The organism is gamma proteobacterium symbiont of Scutellera amethystina, assembly GCF_059730845.1.
In genome coordinates, this window is sequence record NZ_AP035936.1 from 600,747 (window position 1) to 619,058 (window position 18,312).

The 18,312-nt window shown below is 59.0% G+C and carries 20 protein-coding genes; 13 read left to right on the plus strand and 7 right to left on the minus strand.

The window, feature by feature from the left end; translation table 11 throughout:
* A complete protein-coding gene (locus AC6I79_RS22845) occupies positions 1-1,083 on the plus strand; it encodes an ABC transporter ATP-binding protein (RefSeq protein WP_159377613.1) in 1,083 nt (360 codons plus the stop codon).
* A gap of 118 nt (positions 1,084-1,201) precedes the next feature.
* On the opposite strand, the gene AC6I79_RS22850 is transcribed toward AC6I79_RS22845, so the two are convergent.
* Positions 1,202-2,611, minus strand: coding sequence for an MFS transporter (locus AC6I79_RS22850; protein WP_159377612.1), 1,410 nt, complete (start codon positions 2,609-2,611; stop codon positions 1,202-1,204).
* A 115-nt stretch (positions 2,612-2,726) separates the two neighbouring features.
* On the opposite strand from AC6I79_RS22850, the gene AC6I79_RS22855 reads away from it, so the two are divergent.
* From AC6I79_RS22855 to AC6I79_RS22875, 5 genes are all read left to right on the plus strand, one after another.
* Positions 2,727-3,581 (plus strand): helix-turn-helix transcriptional regulator, encoded by an 855-nt coding sequence (locus AC6I79_RS22855; protein WP_058770343.1) that lies wholly within the window; start codon positions 2,727-2,729, stop codon positions 3,579-3,581.
* Positions 3,582-3,680: 99 nt separating this feature from the next.
* Entirely contained in the window at positions 3,681-3,926 is a 246-nt protein-coding gene (locus AC6I79_RS22860) for an AbrB/MazE/SpoVT family DNA-binding domain-containing protein (protein ID WP_058770344.1), read from the plus strand.
* Positions 3,926-4,258 carry an endoribonuclease MazF gene (mazF, locus tag AC6I79_RS22865; RefSeq protein WP_159377611.1) on the plus strand — a complete coding sequence of 111 codons (333 nt, stop codon included), beginning with the start codon at positions 3,926-3,928 and terminating at the stop codon, positions 4,256-4,258. Before AC6I79_RS22860 ends, mazF begins: the two co-directional genes overlap by 1 nt.
* Before the next feature lie 105 nt (positions 4,259-4,363).
* A complete protein-coding gene (locus AC6I79_RS22870; RefSeq protein ID WP_021508895.1) occupies positions 4,364-4,537 on the plus strand; it encodes a hypothetical protein in 174 nt (57 codons plus the stop codon).
* A 29-nt stretch (positions 4,538-4,566) separates the two neighbouring features.
* Entirely contained in the window at positions 4,567-4,914 is a 348-nt protein-coding gene (locus tag AC6I79_RS22875; RefSeq protein WP_021508894.1) for a hypothetical protein, read from the plus strand.
* Between the two features lie 39 nt (positions 4,915-4,953).
* On the opposite strand, the gene AC6I79_RS22880 is transcribed toward AC6I79_RS22875, so the two are convergent.
* Positions 4,954-6,147 (minus strand): zinc-dependent alcohol dehydrogenase, encoded by a 1,194-nt coding sequence (locus AC6I79_RS22880; protein WP_058781047.1) that lies wholly within the window; start codon positions 6,145-6,147, stop codon positions 4,954-4,956.
* A 263-nt stretch (positions 6,148-6,410) separates the two neighbouring features.
* On the opposite strand from AC6I79_RS22880, the gene AC6I79_RS22885 reads away from it, so the two are divergent.
* Positions 6,411-7,118, plus strand: coding sequence for a phage antirepressor KilAC domain-containing protein (locus AC6I79_RS22885; protein WP_058781046.1), 708 nt, complete (start codon positions 6,411-6,413; stop codon positions 7,116-7,118).
* Positions 7,119-7,152: 34 nt separating this feature from the next.
* Here the strand turns inward: AC6I79_RS22885 and AC6I79_RS22890 are convergent, their stop codons facing one another.
* On the minus strand, positions 7,153-7,368 hold the full coding sequence (locus AC6I79_RS22890) for a hypothetical protein (protein ID WP_058781045.1): 216 nt from the start codon (positions 7,366-7,368) through the stop codon (positions 7,153-7,155).
* A 141-nt stretch (positions 7,369-7,509) separates the two neighbouring features.
* Entirely contained in the window at positions 7,510-8,781 is a 1,272-nt protein-coding gene (locus tag AC6I79_RS22895) for an NAD(P)/FAD-dependent oxidoreductase (RefSeq protein WP_328803061.1), read from the minus strand.
* Between the two features lie 117 nt (positions 8,782-8,898).
* On the opposite strand from AC6I79_RS22895, the gene AC6I79_RS22900 reads away from it, so the two are divergent.
* Genes AC6I79_RS22900 through crtB form a run of 5 tightly spaced genes read left to right on the plus strand, consistent with a single transcriptional unit; the run spans position 8,899 to position 14,669 of the window.
* Positions 8,899-9,804, plus strand: a complete 906-nt coding sequence (locus AC6I79_RS22900) for a polyprenyl synthetase family protein (RefSeq protein WP_022547229.1) — start codon at positions 8,899-8,901, stop codon at positions 9,802-9,804.
* A gap of 14 nt (positions 9,805-9,818) precedes the next feature.
* A complete protein-coding gene (locus AC6I79_RS22905; protein ID WP_058776106.1) occupies positions 9,819-11,096 on the plus strand; it encodes a glycosyltransferase in 1,278 nt (425 codons plus the stop codon).
* Complete coding sequence (gene crtY / locus AC6I79_RS22910) at positions 11,096-12,262, plus strand: lycopene beta-cyclase CrtY (protein ID WP_166710541.1); 1,167 nt, start codon at positions 11,096-11,098, stop codon at positions 12,260-12,262. The genes AC6I79_RS22905 and crtY overlap by 1 nt, the downstream gene beginning before the upstream one ends.
* Positions 12,262-13,743: a phytoene desaturase gene (locus tag AC6I79_RS22915; RefSeq protein ID WP_132463314.1), complete on the plus strand. Its 1,482-nt coding sequence runs from the start codon at positions 12,262-12,264 to the stop codon at positions 13,741-13,743. The genes crtY and AC6I79_RS22915 overlap by 1 nt, the downstream gene beginning before the upstream one ends.
* Positions 13,740-14,669, plus strand: a complete 930-nt coding sequence (gene crtB / locus AC6I79_RS22920) for a 15-cis-phytoene synthase CrtB (RefSeq protein ID WP_166710545.1) — start codon at positions 13,740-13,742, stop codon at positions 14,667-14,669. Before AC6I79_RS22915 ends, crtB begins: the two co-directional genes overlap by 4 nt.
* Here the strand turns inward: crtB and AC6I79_RS22925 are convergent.
* Complete coding sequence (locus tag AC6I79_RS22925) at positions 14,608-15,141, minus strand: sterol desaturase family protein (RefSeq protein ID WP_150360333.1); 534 nt, start codon at positions 15,139-15,141, stop codon at positions 14,608-14,610. The two genes, crtB and AC6I79_RS22925, sit on opposite strands and share 62 nt — an antisense overlap.
* A gap of 308 nt (positions 15,142-15,449) precedes the next feature.
* Between AC6I79_RS22925 and AC6I79_RS22930 the strand changes: the two genes are divergently transcribed.
* Entirely contained in the window at positions 15,450-16,640 is a 1,191-nt protein-coding gene (locus tag AC6I79_RS22930) for an MFS transporter (protein WP_159377605.1), read from the plus strand.
* 2 nt (positions 16,641-16,642) lie between these two features.
* On the opposite strand, the gene sfnG is transcribed toward AC6I79_RS22930, so the two are convergent.
* Together sfnG and AC6I79_RS22940 are read right to left on the minus strand one after the other, a co-directional pair.
* Positions 16,643-17,737 carry a dimethylsulfone monooxygenase SfnG gene (sfnG, locus tag AC6I79_RS22935; RefSeq protein ID WP_021508881.1) on the minus strand — a complete coding sequence of 365 codons (1,095 nt, stop codon included), beginning with the start codon at positions 17,735-17,737 and terminating at the stop codon, positions 16,643-16,645.
* Between the two features lie 220 nt (positions 17,738-17,957).
* On the minus strand, positions 17,958-18,305 hold the full coding sequence (locus tag AC6I79_RS22940; RefSeq protein ID WP_104093428.1) for an ArsR/SmtB family transcription factor: 348 nt from the start codon (positions 18,303-18,305) through the stop codon (positions 17,958-17,960).
* Between the last annotated feature and the right edge of the window lie 7 nt (positions 18,306-18,312).

Sequence of the window (18,312 nt, forward strand, 5' to 3'; positions counted from 1 at the left end):
ATGGCCGGTGTTGAACTCGTTAAAGTGGCCAAGCGCTACGGTAAACAGTCGGTGCTGCATCCGCTCGACCTGACCATTCCCGACGGCAGCTTTACCGTGCTGGTTGGCCCGTCCGGCTGCGGCAAGTCGACGCTGCTGCGCCTGCTCGCCGGACTGGAGAGTCTCTCCGACGGCGCGATTCTGATGGATAAAGTGCAGATTAACGATCGCGATCCCGCCGATCGCGACATTGCGATGGTGTTTCAGAGTTATGCGCTTTATCCGCATCTGACGGTGGCCGAAAACCTGGCGTTTCACATGCAGGTGAAGAAGGTACGCCGCGATGAGCAGCAGCAGAAAATCGCGCGCATCGCCGCGATTCTTGGCATTGATAAGCTGCTGCAACGCTACCCGCGCGCGCTATCGGGTGGGCAGCGTCAGCGCGTGGCGATGGGCCGCGCCATGGTGCGTAATCCGCAGGTGTTTCTGTTTGACGAACCGCTCTCTAACCTTGATGCCCAGCTGCGCATGGAGCTGCGCGCCGAGATCAAGTCGCTGCATCAGCGTTTCAAAACCACCATGGTGTATGTCACGCACGATCAGGTAGAAGCGATGACGCTGGCCGACCAGATTGTGGTGATGAAAGAGGGACGCATCGTGCAACAGGGCGCACCGCTGGCGATCTACGATCGTCCGGCAGATACCTTTGTGGCGCGTTTTATTGGTTCGCCGCCCATGAACCTGTTACCGGCACAATTGCTGACGCACGATGGCGTGCCGGGCGTGCAGTGTCAGGACTGGTGGCAGCCGCTGCCAGCGCAGTGGCAGGCGGTGGCACGGGAACGTGAAGGCGCTGCCGTGACGCTGGGGGTGCGCCCGCACGATCTGTGCGAAGTGCAGGACGGCGCGCCTGCGAGGGTGAACGTGGTGGAGATTACCGGGGAATCAACTCTGCTGCACCTTGACTGGCACGGTCATGCGCTGCATATGCAGATGGCCGGACGGCATGCGGCCAGCAGTGGCGCGACGCTGCGCATCGGTTTCAATCCGCAAAAAATTCATCTGTTCGATGCCGAAAGCGGTTTACGCCTGGCGGAAACGTAAGCGCGGCGCGGTTTTTAGATGCCGGGGCGCACCAATGCGCACCCGGCCCAAAACCTGTTATTACCTTGCAGGGTCAGTGTTTACGGTGATCAGAATGGCTGACTTTTTCCCTCCGGCGTCAGCCTTCAGCCGTCGCCGGCTGGAATGTCCGGCGGTTGACGCTGGTCAGCACAACCAGCAGTGCCATCATCAGCAACTCCACCGTCAGCGTACCGCTGATGGCTGCCAGATGATTACCATGCTGATTGATCTGCGTGAACACGCCGCCGAGCAGCATCGGTCCCAGTCCCAGCGCCGATTGCTGCACGGTGGACAGCACCGCACTGCCTGCGCCGGCCTGATGATGCGGCACCCCGCTCATGCCAATGCGGTAGAAGGTGCTGACAATAAACGACTGGCCAAAGCCTATCAGCGCGGTGGCCGGAATCAACGTAACAATGCCCACCTGCGGCCACGCCAGCTGCAGCGTCGCGATCAGCGCCACCAGCCCGACCATCTGAATTGCACAGCCAGACAGTAACGTGGCACGTTTACCATAACGCTCAACCATGCGGGTAGTACGCATTGAGCCGATAAAATAGGCCGCGCCCAGGGCAATAAACGCGTTGCCGGACTGGAAAGCGGTCATGCCGATGCCGGATTGCAGCGTCAGCGCCACCGCGAACATAAAGCCGCTCCAGCAGGAGAAGAACAGCACCGCCAGCGTCAGACCAAAACGCACGCTGGAAAGACGCAGCAGCGAGGGCGGCAGCAGCGGCGATCCGCCAGCGGCTTCCAGTCGCAGCGCGCTGTGGCGCAGCCGATGCAGAAACAGTGGAAACAGCACCAGCAGTAACAGGCACGGCCACGACCAGTGCAGTAGCGGCCCCAGCGCGAGGGCCAGCATCAGACAGCCGATCGCGCCGGCCAGCAGCAGCGTACCGCTCACATCCACCGGCACCCGCTTGAGGTTATGCGTTTCCGGCACGAAGCGGCGCGCGGTCAGCAGGACGAACAGGCAGATCGGCAGGTTGATGAGAAACACGCTGCGCCAGCCGTAGCCGCCAATATCGGCTTTGATCAAAAAACCGCCCAGCACCTGGCCAATAATAAAAGCCAGCCCGCCGATACCGCCGTACAGGCCAATGGCCCGCGCATGCGCCCTGCCCTGCAGCGTAACGTGCAGCGTGGCAAGAATCTGCGGCACCATAAAAGCGGCACCGACGCCCTGCAGCGCGCGCGCAAACATCAGCATGCCGACGCTGTTAGCGATGCCGCACAATAATGACGCAATGCCAAAAATCCAGACGCCGGCAAGAAACACGCGACGGCGGCCAAAGTTATCGCCCAGGCGTCCGCCCATCGCCAGACAAATAGCAAAAGCGATACCGTACACCGCCACGATCAGCGCCAGCGCGATCGGCGAGGCACGCAGCGATTGTGCCATCGCATCCAGCGCGACGTTAACTATGGAAAAGTCGATCATCGGCAATAGCTGCCCGGCCAGCAGGACCACCAGTCCTGCACGTTGAAGTTGCGATGTCTGCATAGCGTTAACCTTGTTTTTAGTTTCACTACGGCATAGCATCACCTAACCGTTAAACGGGTACCAGTTCTTGATTATCATGGTATAAATTCTACCCGTCTCGTCTGGAGAGCTGCTGATGAGCACCGCGCAAACCCTTACACCCGCTGAGCTGAACAACCGTAAATTACTCGGTACCTTTTTACGTACGCGCCGCGAGAGCCTGGATCCTAACCGCCTCGGTTTACCGCGTATGCGTCAGCGCCGCACGCCGGGTTTACGCCGTGAAGAGGTGGCGCAGCTGGCGGATGTCGGCGTCACCTGGTACACCTGGCTGGAACAGGGGCGCGATATCAAAGCCTCCACCAAAACGCTGACGGCCATCGCCAGCGCCCTGCAATGCAATGATGTAGAGACACAGCATCTTTTCTCGCTGGCCGGACACACCCTGCCATCGACGCGCGTCGCCGCTGCCTGCTGCAAACTCGCCGGACATAATCAGCAAATGCTGGATGCCATTCAGCTGCCGGCGATCATCGAAACGCCGCGCTTCGATATCCTCGGCTATAACCAGGCGTGGTGTGCACTGATGGGCGTCGATTTAGCCCAGATCGCGCCGGAAGATCGCAACTGTATCTGGCTGGCGTTCAACCATGCCGGCTGGCGCAACGTGATGACCGACTGGGACGAAGTGATGCCGCAGATGGTGGCGATGTTTCGCGGTCAGATGGGCGAGCATCTGGGCGATCCGCACTGGGAAAGCTTTCTGGCGCGATTGCTGAACAGTTCCGATGAGTTCGCGCACACCTGGCAGCGCTACGAACTGGGCAAGGTGGAAAACCGCGTAAAACGCTTTTACCGTGCCGAAGTAGGCGAAATGACGCTGCGCCAGAACAACTGGTGGTCGGCGTCACGCAACGGCGACCGCCTGCTGGTGTATGTGCCGGATGATGCCGCCAGCGCAGCGGCGCTGCAACAGTTAACGGCGCGCTGAATCCTGCCGCTTTCTTAACATGTCAGGCTGAAGGTGTTTATACGTTGTATCAACATCATCACGGCTATACAATGTATACACATTCTTCGGAGGCCTGTTATGACGACCGTCACTTTAAAGAAATGGGGCAACAGTCCCTCGATTCGCATCCCGTCCAGCGTGATGCAATCCGCGTCGCTCAGCGTGGACGATAAACTGGAGCTCAGCGTTGAAGATGGCAAGCTGATCCTTGTGCCGCTCAGGGAAAAGGTGTATTCGCTGGACGCTCTGCTGGACGAGATCACCGACGATAACGTCCATGATAAAATTGATTTTGGACCTTCAGTGGGCAAGGAAAGAATCTGATGGTGTCACGTTTTGTTCCCGATGCAGGCGATCTCATCTGGCTGGATTTTGATCCTACCCTCGGCCATGAACAGGGCGGCCATCGTCCTGCGGTTGTGCTGAGTCCCTTTGCCTATAACAACAAGGTTGGCATGTTGTTGTGCGTCCCGTGTACCACCCAGGTCAAAGGCTATCCTTTTGAAGTTTCCCTTACCGGTAGCCGTGATAGTGTGGCGCTGGCCGATCAGGTCACCTCCATCGACTGGCGCGCCAGAAAACTGGTGAAAAAAAGCCATGTGACCGCCGAGGAACTGAGTGAGATTCGCGCTAAAGCTAAAGCGCTGATTGGCTGACGTCCGTTATCTTTGCCATCGCCACCGATAAGAATGTCCTGCGCTATCCCCAACCTTATTTATCCTGACTATGCTTATCAGACGATAATAAATTCAGGAGAGCGCATGAAACTACTTTATTTCGTTTCGCTTATTGCTGCAGCCGGTTATTTACTGGCTTTCTTACCTAAACTTCGCACCCGCCGCGAGCCTGTGGCTTATTGGGGGTGCTGGGCTTATTTAGGTCTGAACGCGGTATATTGGGCAGTATTTGCGTTTCGCTATTATTTTCTGCGCTAACCGTGGTAACGTCATGAAGGAGTTATGTTATGTCAGAAAACAACCGCGATCGGATGCCCTATTTACTCTATTTTTCCCGTCAGCGTTTACTGGTGGAAAATATTGATGGCCACATCGTTGATATTGGCGGTGCGGAAAGAGTGGGCGATCGTTATCGCTGGCAGCTTGACGGTAAAGATGCCGGGGGAGAAACGGAGCAGGAAGTGGACGAATTACTGGCCGAGGTGGAAAAACACCTGAGCTTTTTGTTCGTCGATGGCCAGTTTACCAGCCTGCCCGATGTCAGTGCTGATTATGGCGATCGGCTCGATAACGCGCCCTCACGGCAAATTGCACTACCTGAGCTCAACGACCGCGATGAAGATATCGTGCGTTAAGCCACAGAAGCAGGCTGCCGTCAGGCAGCCTGTCAGCACTCAGGCCGCCGGTGTGGTACTGGCCATACCGGGCACCAGAATCACTTTGCGGCAATCCTCTTTACGTTTTTCAAAGATTTCATAGCCGCGCGCGGCCTCTTCCAGCGGCATATGGTGCGTCACAATCTCTTCCGGTGTCAGCAGCCCTTGCTCAATCAGCGACAGCAGGCGCGGTAAATAGGCCTGCACATGCGTCTGGCCCATTTTAAACGTCAGTCCTTTATCGAATGCATCGCCAAACAGGAAGCCGTGGATAAAGCCGGCATACACGCCCGGCACGCTGACCACACCGCCACGGCGTACCGCCGCAATACACTGCCGCAGCGCCTTCCCGCTGCTGCCCTCCAGCTTCAGATTACTCATCACCGTTTCCGTCAGGCTACCCTTGGCTTCAAAACCTACCGCATCGATTACCGCATCAACGCCCCGGTGGCCCTGGGTGTGATCAATGATCCAGCCAGCAGGATCGTCGATTTCATCAAAATTGATCGGCGTAACCCCATAACGCTGGCGGGCAAATTCCAGTCGATAAGCGTTGTGGTCAATCATAAAGATCTCTTCCGCCCCTACCAGGCGCGCGCAGGCGGCGCTCAGTAACCCGACCGGGCCGGCGCCAAAAATGGCGACGCTGGAGCCTTTATCCAGCCCGGCATTTTGCACTGCCTGCCAGGCGGTGGGCAGGATATCGGAGAGAAACAGCACTTTCTCATCCGGTAGCGCCAGCGGCACTTTAAATGGCCCGACATTGGCTTTTGGCACCCGTACATATTCCGCCTGGCCGCCCGGCACGCCACCGTACAGTTTGCTGTAGCCAAATAACGCTGCAGGCGGGGTAATATTTTTCTTGTTTAAAATAGCACCGCGCCCGCTATTGGTATTTTCACAGGCCGCATACTGATGCAGATGACAAAAGAAACAGTCGCCACAGGCAATAACAAAGGGCACCACAACGCGATCGCCAATTTTCACATTGGTAACCTCACTCCCCGCTTCCACCACTTCACCCATAAATTCGTGACCAAATATATCACCGTGATCGGTACCGGGAATTTTCCCGCGATAAAGATGTAAGTCGGAGCCGCAAATTGCCGTCGCGGTGACGCGTAAAATAATGTCGTCCGGCTGCTCTAAAATCGGGTCAGGAACAGTTTCAACGCGCACCCGATGTGGGCCATGATAAGTTAACGCTTTCATAATCAGCTCCTCATAAATAAGCGTAACGAAAGGCTGTCTTTATTTAACCTGAATCGCTTAAGCCTGGTAGTAATAGTCGAATAGGCAAGCGTATCGGTATCGGGTGCAGAGCGGGGTCCGGCGCAGTTGCGCTTTGTGCGATATCTCGCAGAGAGGCATTTCTTACAGTAACGGCTAAAAATAATACTGGATATGCAAACAGTATATTGTATACTTATCCAGCAGTCTGATGGACTGTTCCACGTTTGTAAGAGGTGATACTGATGATGATCTCAACGGAAAGTCTTGCTGCTCTCAACGCAACTCTGCTGATGAGCAGCCGTGAAATTGCCAGAATAACCGGCATCACGCATGGCGAAGTGAAGCGCCTGATTAAAAGCCTGGAAACCGCGCAGCGCCTTTCCCAGCCTGTCACGGTGAATCATTACGAGCATGAAGGTGAGACACGTCAGGAGTTCCAGCTGAATAAACGTGACTCGCTGCTGACGGTTGCTCGTCTTTCCCCTGGCTTTACCGCCGAACTACTGGACCGCTGGCAGGAGCGGGAAAAATTCACCCATCTGCCCGACTTCACCAATCCGGCGGAAGCGGCACGTGCCTGGGCAGAACAGTTTGAGCAACGCCGTGCGGCGGAACAGCAACTGGCGCTGACGGCCCCAAAGGCAGAATTCTTTGATCGCTTTGTGGATGTGCATGAGTCGCTGGGTTTTCGCCAGCTGTGCAAAATGCTCAAGGTGAAAGAGCCGGAGTTTCGGCAGTTTCTGCTTGAGCGCAACATTATGTACCGTGACAAAGGCGCGCTGACGCCGCAGCAGCACCATCTGCAGGCTGGCTATTTTGCACTGCGCAGCGGAATGGGCGAAAACCAGCATGCTTTTTCGCAGGCACGGTTTACCGCGAAAGGTGTGAAGTGGGTTGCCAGCCTGTGGGCCGGTCATGTCGCTGCACGGCCGAATGGTGTCGCCGCCTGATATTCAGCCGGTCAGGACGACCGGCTGGATTCGCTTAGCGCTGATGGCGGCGGCGCTGGAGCCGATGGCGAAACTGCCTGACCTCTTCGCGTGACCAGCAGCGAGAGGAGAGCGGCAGGCTGCCATCAACCGCCGCCGGCAGCGGCAATTTTTCCAGCGTGCCACGATTACACATAGCACGCGCCAGCGTGGTACAGGGGATATCAAGGTAATGCGCCATCTGCGGCAGCGTCATCAGGGTGGTACGCATACTCACCTCCATTTGGCTTATGTTTCGCCTTCCATGGTTGAGCAGCCCGGCTGATGTTTTTTTGATCGCGATCAGCCTACGCCTTAATTCAGGTTAAAAATTAATCAACCCGCTACCCTGTGGTCTGCACCATCGCTTCGCTCACTGTGCCGCCGGAAAGTTTCGCCGAATCGGTGCAAATGCGCTGGCGGTTTTGCCGATCAGCCGTTGTGGCCGGAACTCTTTCAGCAGATCGCTGGGACTGTCGCCGATCAGTTCTTCCGCCACCAGCCGGCCAATCAGCGGTGATAACGTGATGCCGCTGTGCGTCACCGCGACATACACGCGCTGATGCGGGGTGACAAAGCCCAGTGCCGGCAAACCATCAGCCGGACGCGCCCGCTGCCCGACGACAATCTGCTCGATCTGCAACGCACCAGCCGTGGCAAACAGCGCACGGTAGCGCTCACGAAACTGATCGGCGATGGCGCCATGAGTCGACGGCGGAGCGCCCGGATCGGCCAGATGATCGAGATCCAGCGCCTGTAACAGTAACCGCCCGCCGCCGTCCGGCCGCACGTTCAGCTGCGGAGAAATCAGGTTGGTGCCAAGCGATAACGGCTGCGGTGCAGTGCGCGCCAGAAAGCTGCAGGCCACCGCATCAGGCTTGCTGGTGTCAATCAGCGCCAGTTCCAGACCAAGCGTATGCAGCAGCTGATTGGCCCAGCGTCCGGTCGCCAGCACCAGACGATCACCCTGCCACTGCTCACCCTGCTCCAGCTGCACCGTCACGCCTTCCGCATTTTCACTGATGTGCTGAATCGCCTGATGCTGATGCAGTACCGCGCCGTGCGCCTGCGCCTCTGACCACAGCCGTGCCAGATACAGCGCCGGATAGAGCACTGATTCCGTTGGAAAATGCCAGATGCTGCCGTGTACCGCAGACGCGCGCAGTTCAGGAATTTCCTGCTGCAGCTCGGCCAGCGTCCTTTGCCGTGCCGCGTAGCCAGCGGCCTGCAAGGCGGTGGCACGCTGCTGCAGTTGCTGTTCGGCTTCACCCGCGCCGGCCCACTCCCAGGTGCCACAAGGTTCCAGCCAGCGCACGCCATTAGTCTGCGTCAGCTGCAGCCGGATATGCTCCTCCATCGCCAGCGCGTTGAGGCGGTGATAGCTGGCAGGCTGTTTGCCGTTGGAGTTCACCCAGGCAAATGTGGTGCTGCTGGTGCCCGCGCCCATGTGTTGCCGGTCAAAGAGGGTCACCTGCGCCCCCTGCCTTGCCAGCGCCCACGCTACGGCAAGGCCGATCACACCCGCACCGATTACCGCCACTTTTTGCGTCGTCATAGCTGTCTCCTCTGATTGCCCGTCATCATAGCAGTCACCGCAGCGAAAACTGGCCTGAGGGTCATAGGAATTACTTCTCAGATTATTCAATAAATAAAAAAAGCGTGACGGTGCGTTAAAGTCGCTTCGCTCGCTGGCGCACTCCCCTTACCGGGTCTACGGTTAATTGAAAAAGCACAAGAATTTAACTAACCATGGAAAGCCGCTATGACCGCCCATGTCGATACCACAGCAAGCCAGGAAAGCGATCTCCTTCAGTTGCATCACGCATTGCAGGCCCATCTTGAACATTTATTGCCTGCCGGGCAGCAGGCCGATCGCGTTCGGGCCGCGATGCGTGCCGGCACGCTGGCACCGGGCAAACGTATTCGTCCGCTCTTGCTGCTGCTGGCAGCACGCGATATGGGCTGTGACGTGGCGCAGCAGGGCATCCTTGATCTTGCCTGTGCGGTCGAAATGGTGCATGCCGCCTCACTGATCCTTGACGACATTCCGTCAATGGATAACGCCCGGATGCGACGTGGGCGCCCGGCAATCCACTGTGAATATGGGGAAAACGTTGCGATCCTGGCAGCGGTCGCGCTACTCAGCCGCGCCTTTGAGGTGATTGCACTCGCGCCGGGTCTGCCGGCAACGCACAAAGCCGAAGCCATTGCCGAGCTCTCCTCTGCCGTGGGCCTGCAGGGACTGGTTCAGGGTCAGTTCCAGGATCTGCATGACGGCGCACACAGCCGCAGTCCGGAAGCCATCACCCTGACCAATGAACTGAAAACCAGCGTCCTGTTTCGCGCCACGCTGCAGATGGCGGCGATTGCGGCCGATGCGTCAGTGCAGGTGCGTCAGCGTTTAAGCTATTTTGCGCAGGATTTAGGTCAGGCATTCCAGTTACTGGACGACCTGGCAGATGGCTCTAAACACACCGGCAAGGACTGTCATCAGGATCAGGGCAAATCCACTCTGGTGCAGATGCTGGGCCCGGAAGGGGCTGAACGTCGTCTGCGCGACCATCTAAGCAGCGCCGATGCACACCTTGCCTGCGCCTGCCATCGCGGTGTCGCCACCCGTCAATATATGCACGCCCTGTTTAATCAACAGCTGGCGATGTTTAACTGAAGCCGGTCATACCTATGGGGCATTTTGCCGTTATTGCGCCACCGCTCTACAGCCACTTTCACGCATTGCAGGCGCTGGCGCAAACGCTGCTGGCGCGCGGACATCGCATCACCTTTATCCAGCAAAGTGATGCACGCACCTTGCTGAGCGACGAGCGCATTGCCTTTGTGGCCGTCGGCGAGCGCACGCATCCTGCCGGATCGCTCTCCAGCGAACTCAGGCGGCTGGCCGCACCGGGCGGGCTGTCGCTGTTTCACGTGATTCACGATCTGGCCAGCAGCACCGATATGCTGTGCCGCGAACTGCCCGCGGTGCTGAAACGGCTGCAGGTCGATGGTGTGATTGCCGACCAAATGGAAGCGGCTGGCGGTCTGGTGGCAGAAGCGTTACAGCTGCCGTTCGTGTCGGTGGCCTGCGCGCTGCCGGTCAATCGTGAAGCGGCCATTCCGCTGGCGGTAATGCCCTTTCGCTTTGCTCAGGATGAGAAAGCGCTGCAGCGCTATCAGGCCAGCAGCGACATCTACGACCGCATCATGCGTCGTCATGGCACTGTCATCGCTCGTCATGCGCGCGCCTTCGGCCTGCCCGAACGCCATGGCTTACATCAGTGTCTGTCGCCGCTGGCGCAAATCAGTCAGCTGGTGCCCGCTTTTGATTTTCCACGCCAGCAACTGCCAGCCTGCTATCACAGCGTGGGCCCGCTGCGGACCCAGGTCGCTAGCGGCGCGCTCGCCGCTCCCTGGCCAGCGCTGCGCCAGCCGGTGGTGTATGCCTCGCTGGGCACGCTACAGGGGCATCGTTTTCGCCTGTTTCTGCATCTGGCTCAGGCCTGCCGCAATCAGCAGCTGTCGCTGGTGGTGGCACACTGTGGCGGGTTGACCGCCAGCCAGGCACATCAGCTCAGACTGGCCGGTGCTGCGTGGGTAACCGATTTTGTGGATCAGCGGGCGGCGCTGCAGCATGCGCAACTGTTTATCACTCACGCCGGTCTGAACAGTGCGCTGGAAGCGCTGGAATGCGGCACGCCGATGCTAGCGCTGCCGATCGCCTTCGATCAGCCCGGCGTGGCGGCACGTATTGAGTGGCACGGCGTCGGCCGGCGCGCCTCACGTTTCAGCCGCGTCGCGCAACTGGAGCAACACCTGCAACAGTTACTGAGTGACGATCGCTATCGTCTGCGCATGTCAGCCATTCAGGCGCAGCTGCAGCGGGCCGGTGGCTGTACGCGCGCGGCGGATATTGTCGAGCAGGCGCTGTGTCAGCAGCAAATCGTGCTGGCTGAGGCCACCTGATGCGTGCACCTTATGATGTCATTCTGGTCGGTGCCGGCCTGGCCAACGGGCTGATTGCGCTGCGTTTACGCCAGCTGCAGCCCGCACTTAAGGTTTTGCTGCTGGAGAGTCAGGCGCAGCCGGCCGGCAATCATACCTGGTCGTTCCATCGCGAAGATGTCAGCGAAGCGCAGTTTCGCTGGCTCGAACCGCTGCTTTCGGCGCGCTGGCCCGGTTATCAGGTACGCTTCCCCACCCTGCGTCGCCAGCTGGATGGTGAATATTGCTCGATTGCCTCGGAGGATTTTGCCCGGCACTTGCAGCAGGTGCTCGGTGCCGCGCTACGCACCGCAGCGCCGGTCAGCGACGTCTCGCCCACCGGGGTCAGACTGGCAGATGGCGGGATGTTACAGGCGCAGGCGGTGATTGACGGACGCGGGCTGCAGCCGACACCGCATCTGCAGCTCGGCTATCAGGCATTTGTCGGTCAGGAGTGGCAGCTGGCCGCGCCGCATGGCCTGCAGCAGCCAATATTGATGGACGCCAGCGTCGATCAGCAGCAGGGTTATCGCTTTGTTTACACCCTGCCGCTCAGTGCCAGCCGTCTACTGATTGAAGATACCCATTATATCAACCATGCCACGCTGGATGCCGCACAGGCGCGCCGGCACATCACGGACTATGCCCACCAGCGCGGCTGGAATCTGCGCCAGCTGCTGCGCGAGGAGCACGGCTCGCTGCCGATCACGCTCAGCGGCGATATCGATCAGTTCTGGCAACAGCAGCACGGACAACCGTGCAGCGGGCTGCGCGCCGGACTGTTTCACGCCACCACCGGTTACTCGCTGCCTGCGGCAGTGGCGCTGGCGGAGAAGATTGCCAGCACGCTGCCCGCCGATGCCCACACGCTGAGCCACTGCATCGAATCCTTTGCCCGTCAGCACTGGCGCGAGCAGCGCTTTTTCCGTCTGTTAAATCGCATGCTGTTTCTTGCCGGACGGCCTGAACAGCGCTGGCGCGTGATGCAGCGTTTTTACCGGCTTGATGCCGGATTGATTAGCCGCTTTTACGCCGGGCAACTGCGCCTCAGCGATAAAGCACGCATTCTGTGCGGCAAACCGCCGGTCCCTCTCGGCGAAGCGCTGCGCGCATTGATGATGACCTCTCCGTTACCAGGGAAGAAATAATGAAACGCACCTATGTGATTGGCGCAGGCTTCGGTGGCCTGGCGCTGGCGATTCGTCTGCAAGCGGCCGGCGTGCCGGTCACGCTGCTGGAACAGCGCGATAAGCCCGGCGGGCGCGCCTATGTTTATCAGGATCAGGGTTTTACCTTTGATGCCGGTCCGACGGTGATTACCGATCCCAGCGCTATCGAGGCGCTGTTTACGCTGGCAGGCAAGCAACTCAGTGATTATGTCGACCTGATGCCGGTGACGCCGTTTTATCGCCTGTGCTGGGAAGACGGCAGGCAGCTGGACTACGACAACAACCAGACACAGCTCGAGCAGCAGATTGCCACCTTTAACCCGCAGGATGTCGCCGGTTACCGCCAGTTTCTGGCCTATTCACAGGATGTGTTTCGTGAGGGCTATCTGAAACTGGGCACCGTGCCTTTTCTGCATTTCCGCGACATGCTGCGTGCCGGGCCACAGCTGGGTCGGCTGCAGGCCTGGCGCAGTGTCTACAGCATGGTGGCGAAATTTATTCAGGACGATCATCTGCGCCAGGCTTTTTCCTTTCACTCGTTGCTGGTCGGCGGTAATCCTTTTGCAACGTCTTCGATCTATACCTTAATTCACGCACTGGAGCGCGAATGGGGCGTGTGGTTTCCGCGCGGCGGTACCGGTGCGCTGGTTGATGGCATGGCGCGACTGTTTCGCGATTTGGGCGGTGAATTGCTGCTCAACGCCGAAGTCAGCCAGTTGGAGACCGAGGGTAACCGCATCAGCGGTGTACAGCTGAAGGATGGGCGCCGTTTTGCCGCCGCCGCCGTTGCGTCAAATGCTGACGTGGTGCATACCTACGATCGCCTGTTGAGCCAGCACCCTGCGGCGCGTAAACGCGCGGCGACGCTGAAGCGCAAGCGGATGAGCAACTCGCTGTTTGTTCTCTATTTTGGTCTTAATCATGCCCACCCGCAGCTGGCGCACCACACCGTGTGCTTTGGTCCGCGCTATCGTGAATTGATCGATGAGATCTTCAATAGCAGCCAGCTGGCGGAAGATTTCTCGCTGTATCTGCACGCGCCCTGCTCCAGCGATCCGTCGCTGGCACCGGCAGGCTGCGGCAGTTTTTACGTGCTGGCGCCGGTGCCGCATCTCGGTACCGCCGCAATTGACTGGCAACAGGAAGGACCGCGCTTGCGCGATCGCATTTTTGCTTATCTGGAGGAGCACTATATGCCGGGTCTGCGACAGCAGTTAGTGACACACCGTATGTTTACGCCGTTTGATTTTCGCGACACGCTGCACGCGCATCAGGGCTCAGCGTTTTCGCTCGAACCCATTTTGACGCAAAGTGCCTGGTTCCGGCCGCATAACCGCGATGCCGACATCACTAACCTTTATCTGGTGGGGGCTGGCACGCATCCCGGTGCCGGTGTGCCAGGCGTGATCGGCTCCGCGAAAGCGACCGCCCAGTTGATGGTGGAGGATCTGACCGGATGAACCAACCGCCGCTGATTGAGCAGGTCACCCAAACCATGGCGCAGGGCTCCAAAAGTTTCGCCAGCGCTACCCGGCTGTTTGATCCTCCAACGCGCCGCAGTACGCTGATGCTGTACGCATGGTGTCGTCACTGTGACGATGTGATAGATGGTCAGACGCTGGGCGAAGGCGGCACGCAGCACGCGGTGGCGGATGCCCAGGCGCGGATGCGCCACCTGCAAATCGAAACCCGCCGCGCCTACAGCGGTGCCCACATGGATGAACCGGCGTTTCGTGCCTTTCAGGAAGTGGCGCTGACGCATCAGCTTCCCCAGCAGCTGGCGTTTGATCATCTGGAAGGGTTTGCGATGGATGCGCGTGAAGAACGTTACGCGTGTTTCGGGGACACGCTGCGTTACTGCTATCACGTGGCCGGCGTGGTGGGGTTAATGATGGCGCGCGTGATGGGCGTACGTGATGAGCGCGTACTCGATCACGCCTGTGATTTGGGTCTGGCGTTTCAGCTGACCAATATCGCACGGGATATCGTTGAGGACGCGGAGAATGGCCGTTGCTATCTGCCACAAAGCTGGCTGGATGAGGCCGGACTGAGCGCCGCTCAGCTCGCCGATCCGCAACATCGCGCAGCGCTGGCCCCGCTGGCAGCGCGTCTGGTGCACGAGGCCGAGCCGTACTATCAGTCAGCGCGCAGCGGGCTGCCCGGATTGCCGCTCCGTTCGGCATGGGCGATCGCCACCGCGCGCGGCGTTTACCGGGAAATTGGCGTGAAGGTGCAGCATGCCGGTGCCCGGGCGTGGGATGCGCGCCAGCGCACCAGTAAAGGCGAAAAGCTGGCGCTGCTGGTGAAAGGTGCCGGCGTCGCGCTTACTTCGCGCCTTGCTCATCCCCAGCCGCGTCCTGCCGGTCTGTGGCAGCGTCCGCGTTGACACGACGCCCATGGCGCTGGCGCAGCGTCGCCTGCAGCTTGTGCAGCGGCGGGGCGTAAAGAAAGCCAAAGGAAACGCAACCTTCCCGTCCCCGCACCGCATGATGCATGCGGTGCGCCATATACAACCGCTTCAGATAGCCTTTGCGTGGAATATAGCGGAACGGCCAGCGTTGATGGACCAGGCCGTCATGCACCATAAAATAGAGCGCGCCATAGGTTGTCATGCCAGCGCCAATCCATTGCAGCGGCCAGACACCGTTGACACCCAGCCAAATCAGGCCAATCGACAGCAGCGCAAACACCACGGCATACAGGTCGTTGAGCTCAAATTTGCTCTCATGCGGTTCATGATGCGACAAATGCCAGCCCCATCCCCAGCCATGCATAATGTATTTATGCGACAGCGCCGCGACGATCTCCATCAGTATCACGGTAGCCAGCAGGATAAGCGCATTCCATAACCAGAGCATCATTGGTCCATTTGCGAAGAGTGAGAGTATAAAGGTGGACGTGGATAGCGAAAGGCGCAAGTATCCGGTAAAAAAACGCACCGGCAGCGTAAATACCAGCCAGGTCACAGACGCGTGATGTCACCGTCAGACAAGCAAAGCGGCAAGAAGGTTATCCTGAATGGCGGCCGGGTGGCTCTGCTTTACATCGATTTAACAGCTGGTTAGTATAGCCAGCGGTTCAGCGGTCCAGGCTGCTGCGTACGCGTTAACGTCAATCAACGCACCATATGCAGAGCCTTTCTGCCTCATTTCCATGGTGCGCAAACATGTCCCATACCGCTTTATCTGCTGATTCTGCCCTGCGTCGTTCCGGCTTTTTCCTGCTGCTGCTGTTACTCACCGCCGCCAACTTACGCACGCCCATCACCGCCACCGGGCCGGTGCTGGAAAATATTCGCCTGACATTTGGCCTGAGCGCCAGCGCTGCCGGCGTGATTAACTTTTTACCGCTGCTGATGTTCGCCACGCTGGCACCGCCAGCCGCCTGGTTCGGCAATCGCTTTGGCCTGGAGCGCAGTCTGTGGGGGGCGTTACTCCTGATCGTCCTGGGTTCACTGCTGCGAATCAGCGGCAGCGAAACGGCACTGTGGCTGGGGACGCTGATTCTCAGCAGCGGGATCGCGGCGGCCAACGTCCTGCTGCCGCCGCTGATTAAGCGGGATTACACCGCGCACACCGCGCGTTATATCGGGCTGTATGCCATGACCATGGGCATCACCGCCAGCATCGCTTCCGGCGTGGCAGTGCCGCTGGCCGAACTCAGCAGCGCCGGCTGGCGTCTGTCGCTGGCGGTCTGGCTGATTCCGGCGCTGGTCGCGCTGCTGGCGTGGCTGCCGCAGCTGAAAAATCCCGCGACGCGTGAGCAGCGCGCAACAAAGGTCACCGTAACGCGTTCGCCATGGCGTTCTGCGATCGGCTGGCAGGTGTCGCTGTTCATGGCCAGCCAGTCGTTACTGTTTTATACCCTGATTGGCTGGTTTACCCCGTTCGCACAGGATAATGGCATCAGTCAGCTCCAGGCGGGCGGCATGTTGTTCGTCTATCAAATCGTGGCGATCGCCTCCAATCTGGCCTGTATGCGGGCGCTGAAGCAGCTGCGCGATCAGCGTCTGATCGGGCTGCTGGCTTCGCTGTCGATCTTCATCGCGGTGACCGGCCTGCTGCTGGCACCCGCATGGTCGCTGTTGTGGCTGATTCTGGCAGGCCTCGGTGCGGGCGCCTCGCTGCTGATCAGCCTGTCACTGTTTAATTTACGCACCCGGGACCATCGCCAGGCCTCGAAACTCTCCGGCATGGCGCAGTGCGTGGGTTACGGGCTGGCGGCGCTGGGACCGCTGTGCTTCGGCATGCTGCATGATGTCAGCGGCAGCTGGCAGCTCCCGCTGCTGATGCTGTTGGCAGTAAGCGCGCTGCAAATGGCGATGGCGCTGCTGGCCGGACGCGACCGCGCTATCTGACCTCAGACCGTGACGGCGTTAAGCGCCTCCTGCCGTTCCAGTTCGCGCACGCGTGGGATAACTTCACGCCCAAAGAACTCCACCTCTTCATGGAAATGCAGAAACGCCAGCAGCAGTAAATCCACGCCAGCGCGTTTCTGCTCCATGATGCGCTCAGCAATTTGCTGCGGCGTGCCAATCAGATTGGTTTTGAAACCGTCGTTGTATTGCACCAGATCCTCAAAGGAGGATTTGGCCCAGTTGCCCTCGCCTTCCGGCGACGCGCTGCCGGCATTTTTCACCTCATGCTGAAAGCCTTTCACTGCATCCGGATTGGCTTTGGCAATGATCTCCTGCAGCACCGCCTGGGCTTCCTGTTCGCTCTCGCGGGCGATGACAAAACCATTCAGGCCGATTTTAACGGCGTGCTGATTGACGGCGGCTTTGGCGCGGATATCGTCCACCTGCTGCCGTACACCCTGTGGCGTGTTGCCGTTGGTGAAGTACCAGTCAGACACCCGTGACGCCATGTCCCGCGCGGCGCGCGAGCTGCCGCCCTGAAAAATTTCCGGCAGCGGATCGAGCGGTTTAGGCTTGAGCGCGTAGTCGCGGAAGCGATAAAAATCTCCGGCGAAGCTGAAGCTGCTTTCACGCCAGATGCCGCGCAGGCAGCGAATAAACTCTTCCGAACGCAGATAGCGCTCTTCGTGATCGAGCCAGGGTTCACCAATCGCTTTGAACTCGCCGCGAAACCAGCCGCTGACAATGTTCACCGCGATGCGCGGACCGTACAGATGGCTGATGGTGGCGATCTGCTTCGCCGCCAGCGTCGGGTTCCACGGCCCCGGCAGCAGCGCGGCAATCACTTTGAGTTTTGTGGTGTGGCTCAGCAGATCCTGAGAGAAGGTGACTGATTCGTGCTGATTATCCGCGCCATAGCCGGCGGTGAAGCGAATCTGCGTCAGGGCATAATCGAAGCCAGCGCGTTCAGCGATTTTCGCCAGTTCACGGTTGTACTCCGCGTCCCAGCGCGTGCGCTGCTCGATCTGACTGATGACTAAACCCCCTGAAACATTAGGCACCCAGTAAGCAAACTGCAGCGGTTTTACCTGTGACATAGGTTTCTCCTGAGACTTCTTATAGCTGGATTAACGGAAAATTATCTTCATTAATGTTTTTGGCTATAAGAGGCTATGCAGTGAGCGTGCCAGTTCCTGGCAGGGATTAAGCGCCTGATTTGCCGGCTAACTGGATGAAAGGATGAGGAATGACTGTTGCGGATGCAGCAGCCGCTGTCGCCAGGCTGTTGCAATTGCAGCCGCTCCGGCGAAAAGGGCGCTACTCCGCGTGCTGAAAAGCCTGCAGCGCGCTTCGGGTGGCGGCATCGTCAACGGCGGCGCTGAGCAGCGCATCAAGCAGACCAGGAAAGCGCGCGTCCAGATCGTCGCGCCGCAGTGACAGTAGATTCTCGCGGCCAGAGGGTTTTTGCCAGATTACGCCGCTGTCACGCAGTACCCGCCAGTGGTGGGTTAAGGTTGATTTGGACACGCCTTGCAGCAGCGAACCGCAGCTGCGCTCCTCCCCCTGTGCCAGCAGCGCGACGACCGCCATGCGCATCGGATTGCCCAGCGCGGCCAGCACATTCTCCAGCCTGATGGCGTCACGCGACGGATGATTTTCCAGCATTGCTTAT

Excerpts from the sequence above, each read along its gene's own strand:
- AC6I79_RS22885 (WP_058781046.1), top strand. The coding sequence starts at position 6,411 with ATGATGATCTCAACGGAAAGTCTTGCTGCTCTCAACGCAACTCTGCTG.
- AC6I79_RS22915 (WP_132463314.1), top strand. The coding sequence starts at position 12,262 with ATGAAACGCACCTATGTGATTGGCGCAGGCTTCGGTGGCCTGGCGCTG.
- crtB (WP_166710545.1), top strand. The coding sequence starts at position 13,740 with ATGAACCAACCGCCGCTGATTGAGCAGGTCACCCAAACCATGGCGCAG.
- AC6I79_RS22900 (WP_022547229.1), top strand. The coding sequence starts at position 8,899 with ATGACCGCCCATGTCGATACCACAGCAAGCCAGGAAAGCGATCTCCTT.
- crtY (WP_166710541.1), top strand. The coding sequence starts at position 11,096 with ATGCGTGCACCTTATGATGTCATTCTGGTCGGTGCCGGCCTGGCCAAC.
- AC6I79_RS22930 (WP_159377605.1), top strand. The coding sequence starts at position 15,450 with ATGTCCCATACCGCTTTATCTGCTGATTCTGCCCTGCGTCGTTCCGGC.
- AC6I79_RS22880 (WP_058781047.1), bottom strand. The coding sequence starts at position 6,147 with ATGAAAGCGTTAACTTATCATGGCCCACATCGGGTGCGCGTTGAAACT.
- mazF (WP_159377611.1), top strand. The coding sequence starts at position 3,926 with ATGGTGTCACGTTTTGTTCCCGATGCAGGCGATCTCATCTGGCTGGAT.
- AC6I79_RS22870 (WP_021508895.1), top strand. The coding sequence starts at position 4,364 with ATGAAACTACTTTATTTCGTTTCGCTTATTGCTGCAGCCGGTTATTTA.
- AC6I79_RS22875 (WP_021508894.1), top strand. The coding sequence starts at position 4,567 with ATGTCAGAAAACAACCGCGATCGGATGCCCTATTTACTCTATTTTTCC.
- AC6I79_RS22845 (WP_159377613.1), top strand. The coding sequence starts at position 1 with ATGGCCGGTGTTGAACTCGTTAAAGTGGCCAAGCGCTACGGTAAACAG.
- AC6I79_RS22860 (WP_058770344.1), top strand. The coding sequence starts at position 3,681 with ATGACGACCGTCACTTTAAAGAAATGGGGCAACAGTCCCTCGATTCGC.
- AC6I79_RS22890 (WP_058781045.1), bottom strand. The coding sequence starts at position 7,368 with ATGCGTACCACCCTGATGACGCTGCCGCAGATGGCGCATTACCTTGAT.
- AC6I79_RS22850 (WP_159377612.1), bottom strand. The coding sequence starts at position 2,611 with ATGCAGACATCGCAACTTCAACGTGCAGGACTGGTGGTCCTGCTGGCC.
- AC6I79_RS22905 (WP_058776106.1), top strand. The coding sequence starts at position 9,819 with ATGGGGCATTTTGCCGTTATTGCGCCACCGCTCTACAGCCACTTTCAC.
- AC6I79_RS22925 (WP_150360333.1), bottom strand. The coding sequence starts at position 15,141 with ATGCTCTGGTTATGGAATGCGCTTATCCTGCTGGCTACCGTGATACTG.
- AC6I79_RS22940 (WP_104093428.1), bottom strand. The coding sequence starts at position 18,305 with ATGCTGGAAAATCATCCGTCGCGTGACGCCATCAGGCTGGAGAATGTG.
- AC6I79_RS22855 (WP_058770343.1), top strand. The coding sequence starts at position 2,727 with ATGAGCACCGCGCAAACCCTTACACCCGCTGAGCTGAACAACCGTAAA.
- sfnG (WP_021508881.1), bottom strand. The coding sequence starts at position 17,737 with ATGTCACAGGTAAAACCGCTGCAGTTTGCTTACTGGGTGCCTAATGTT.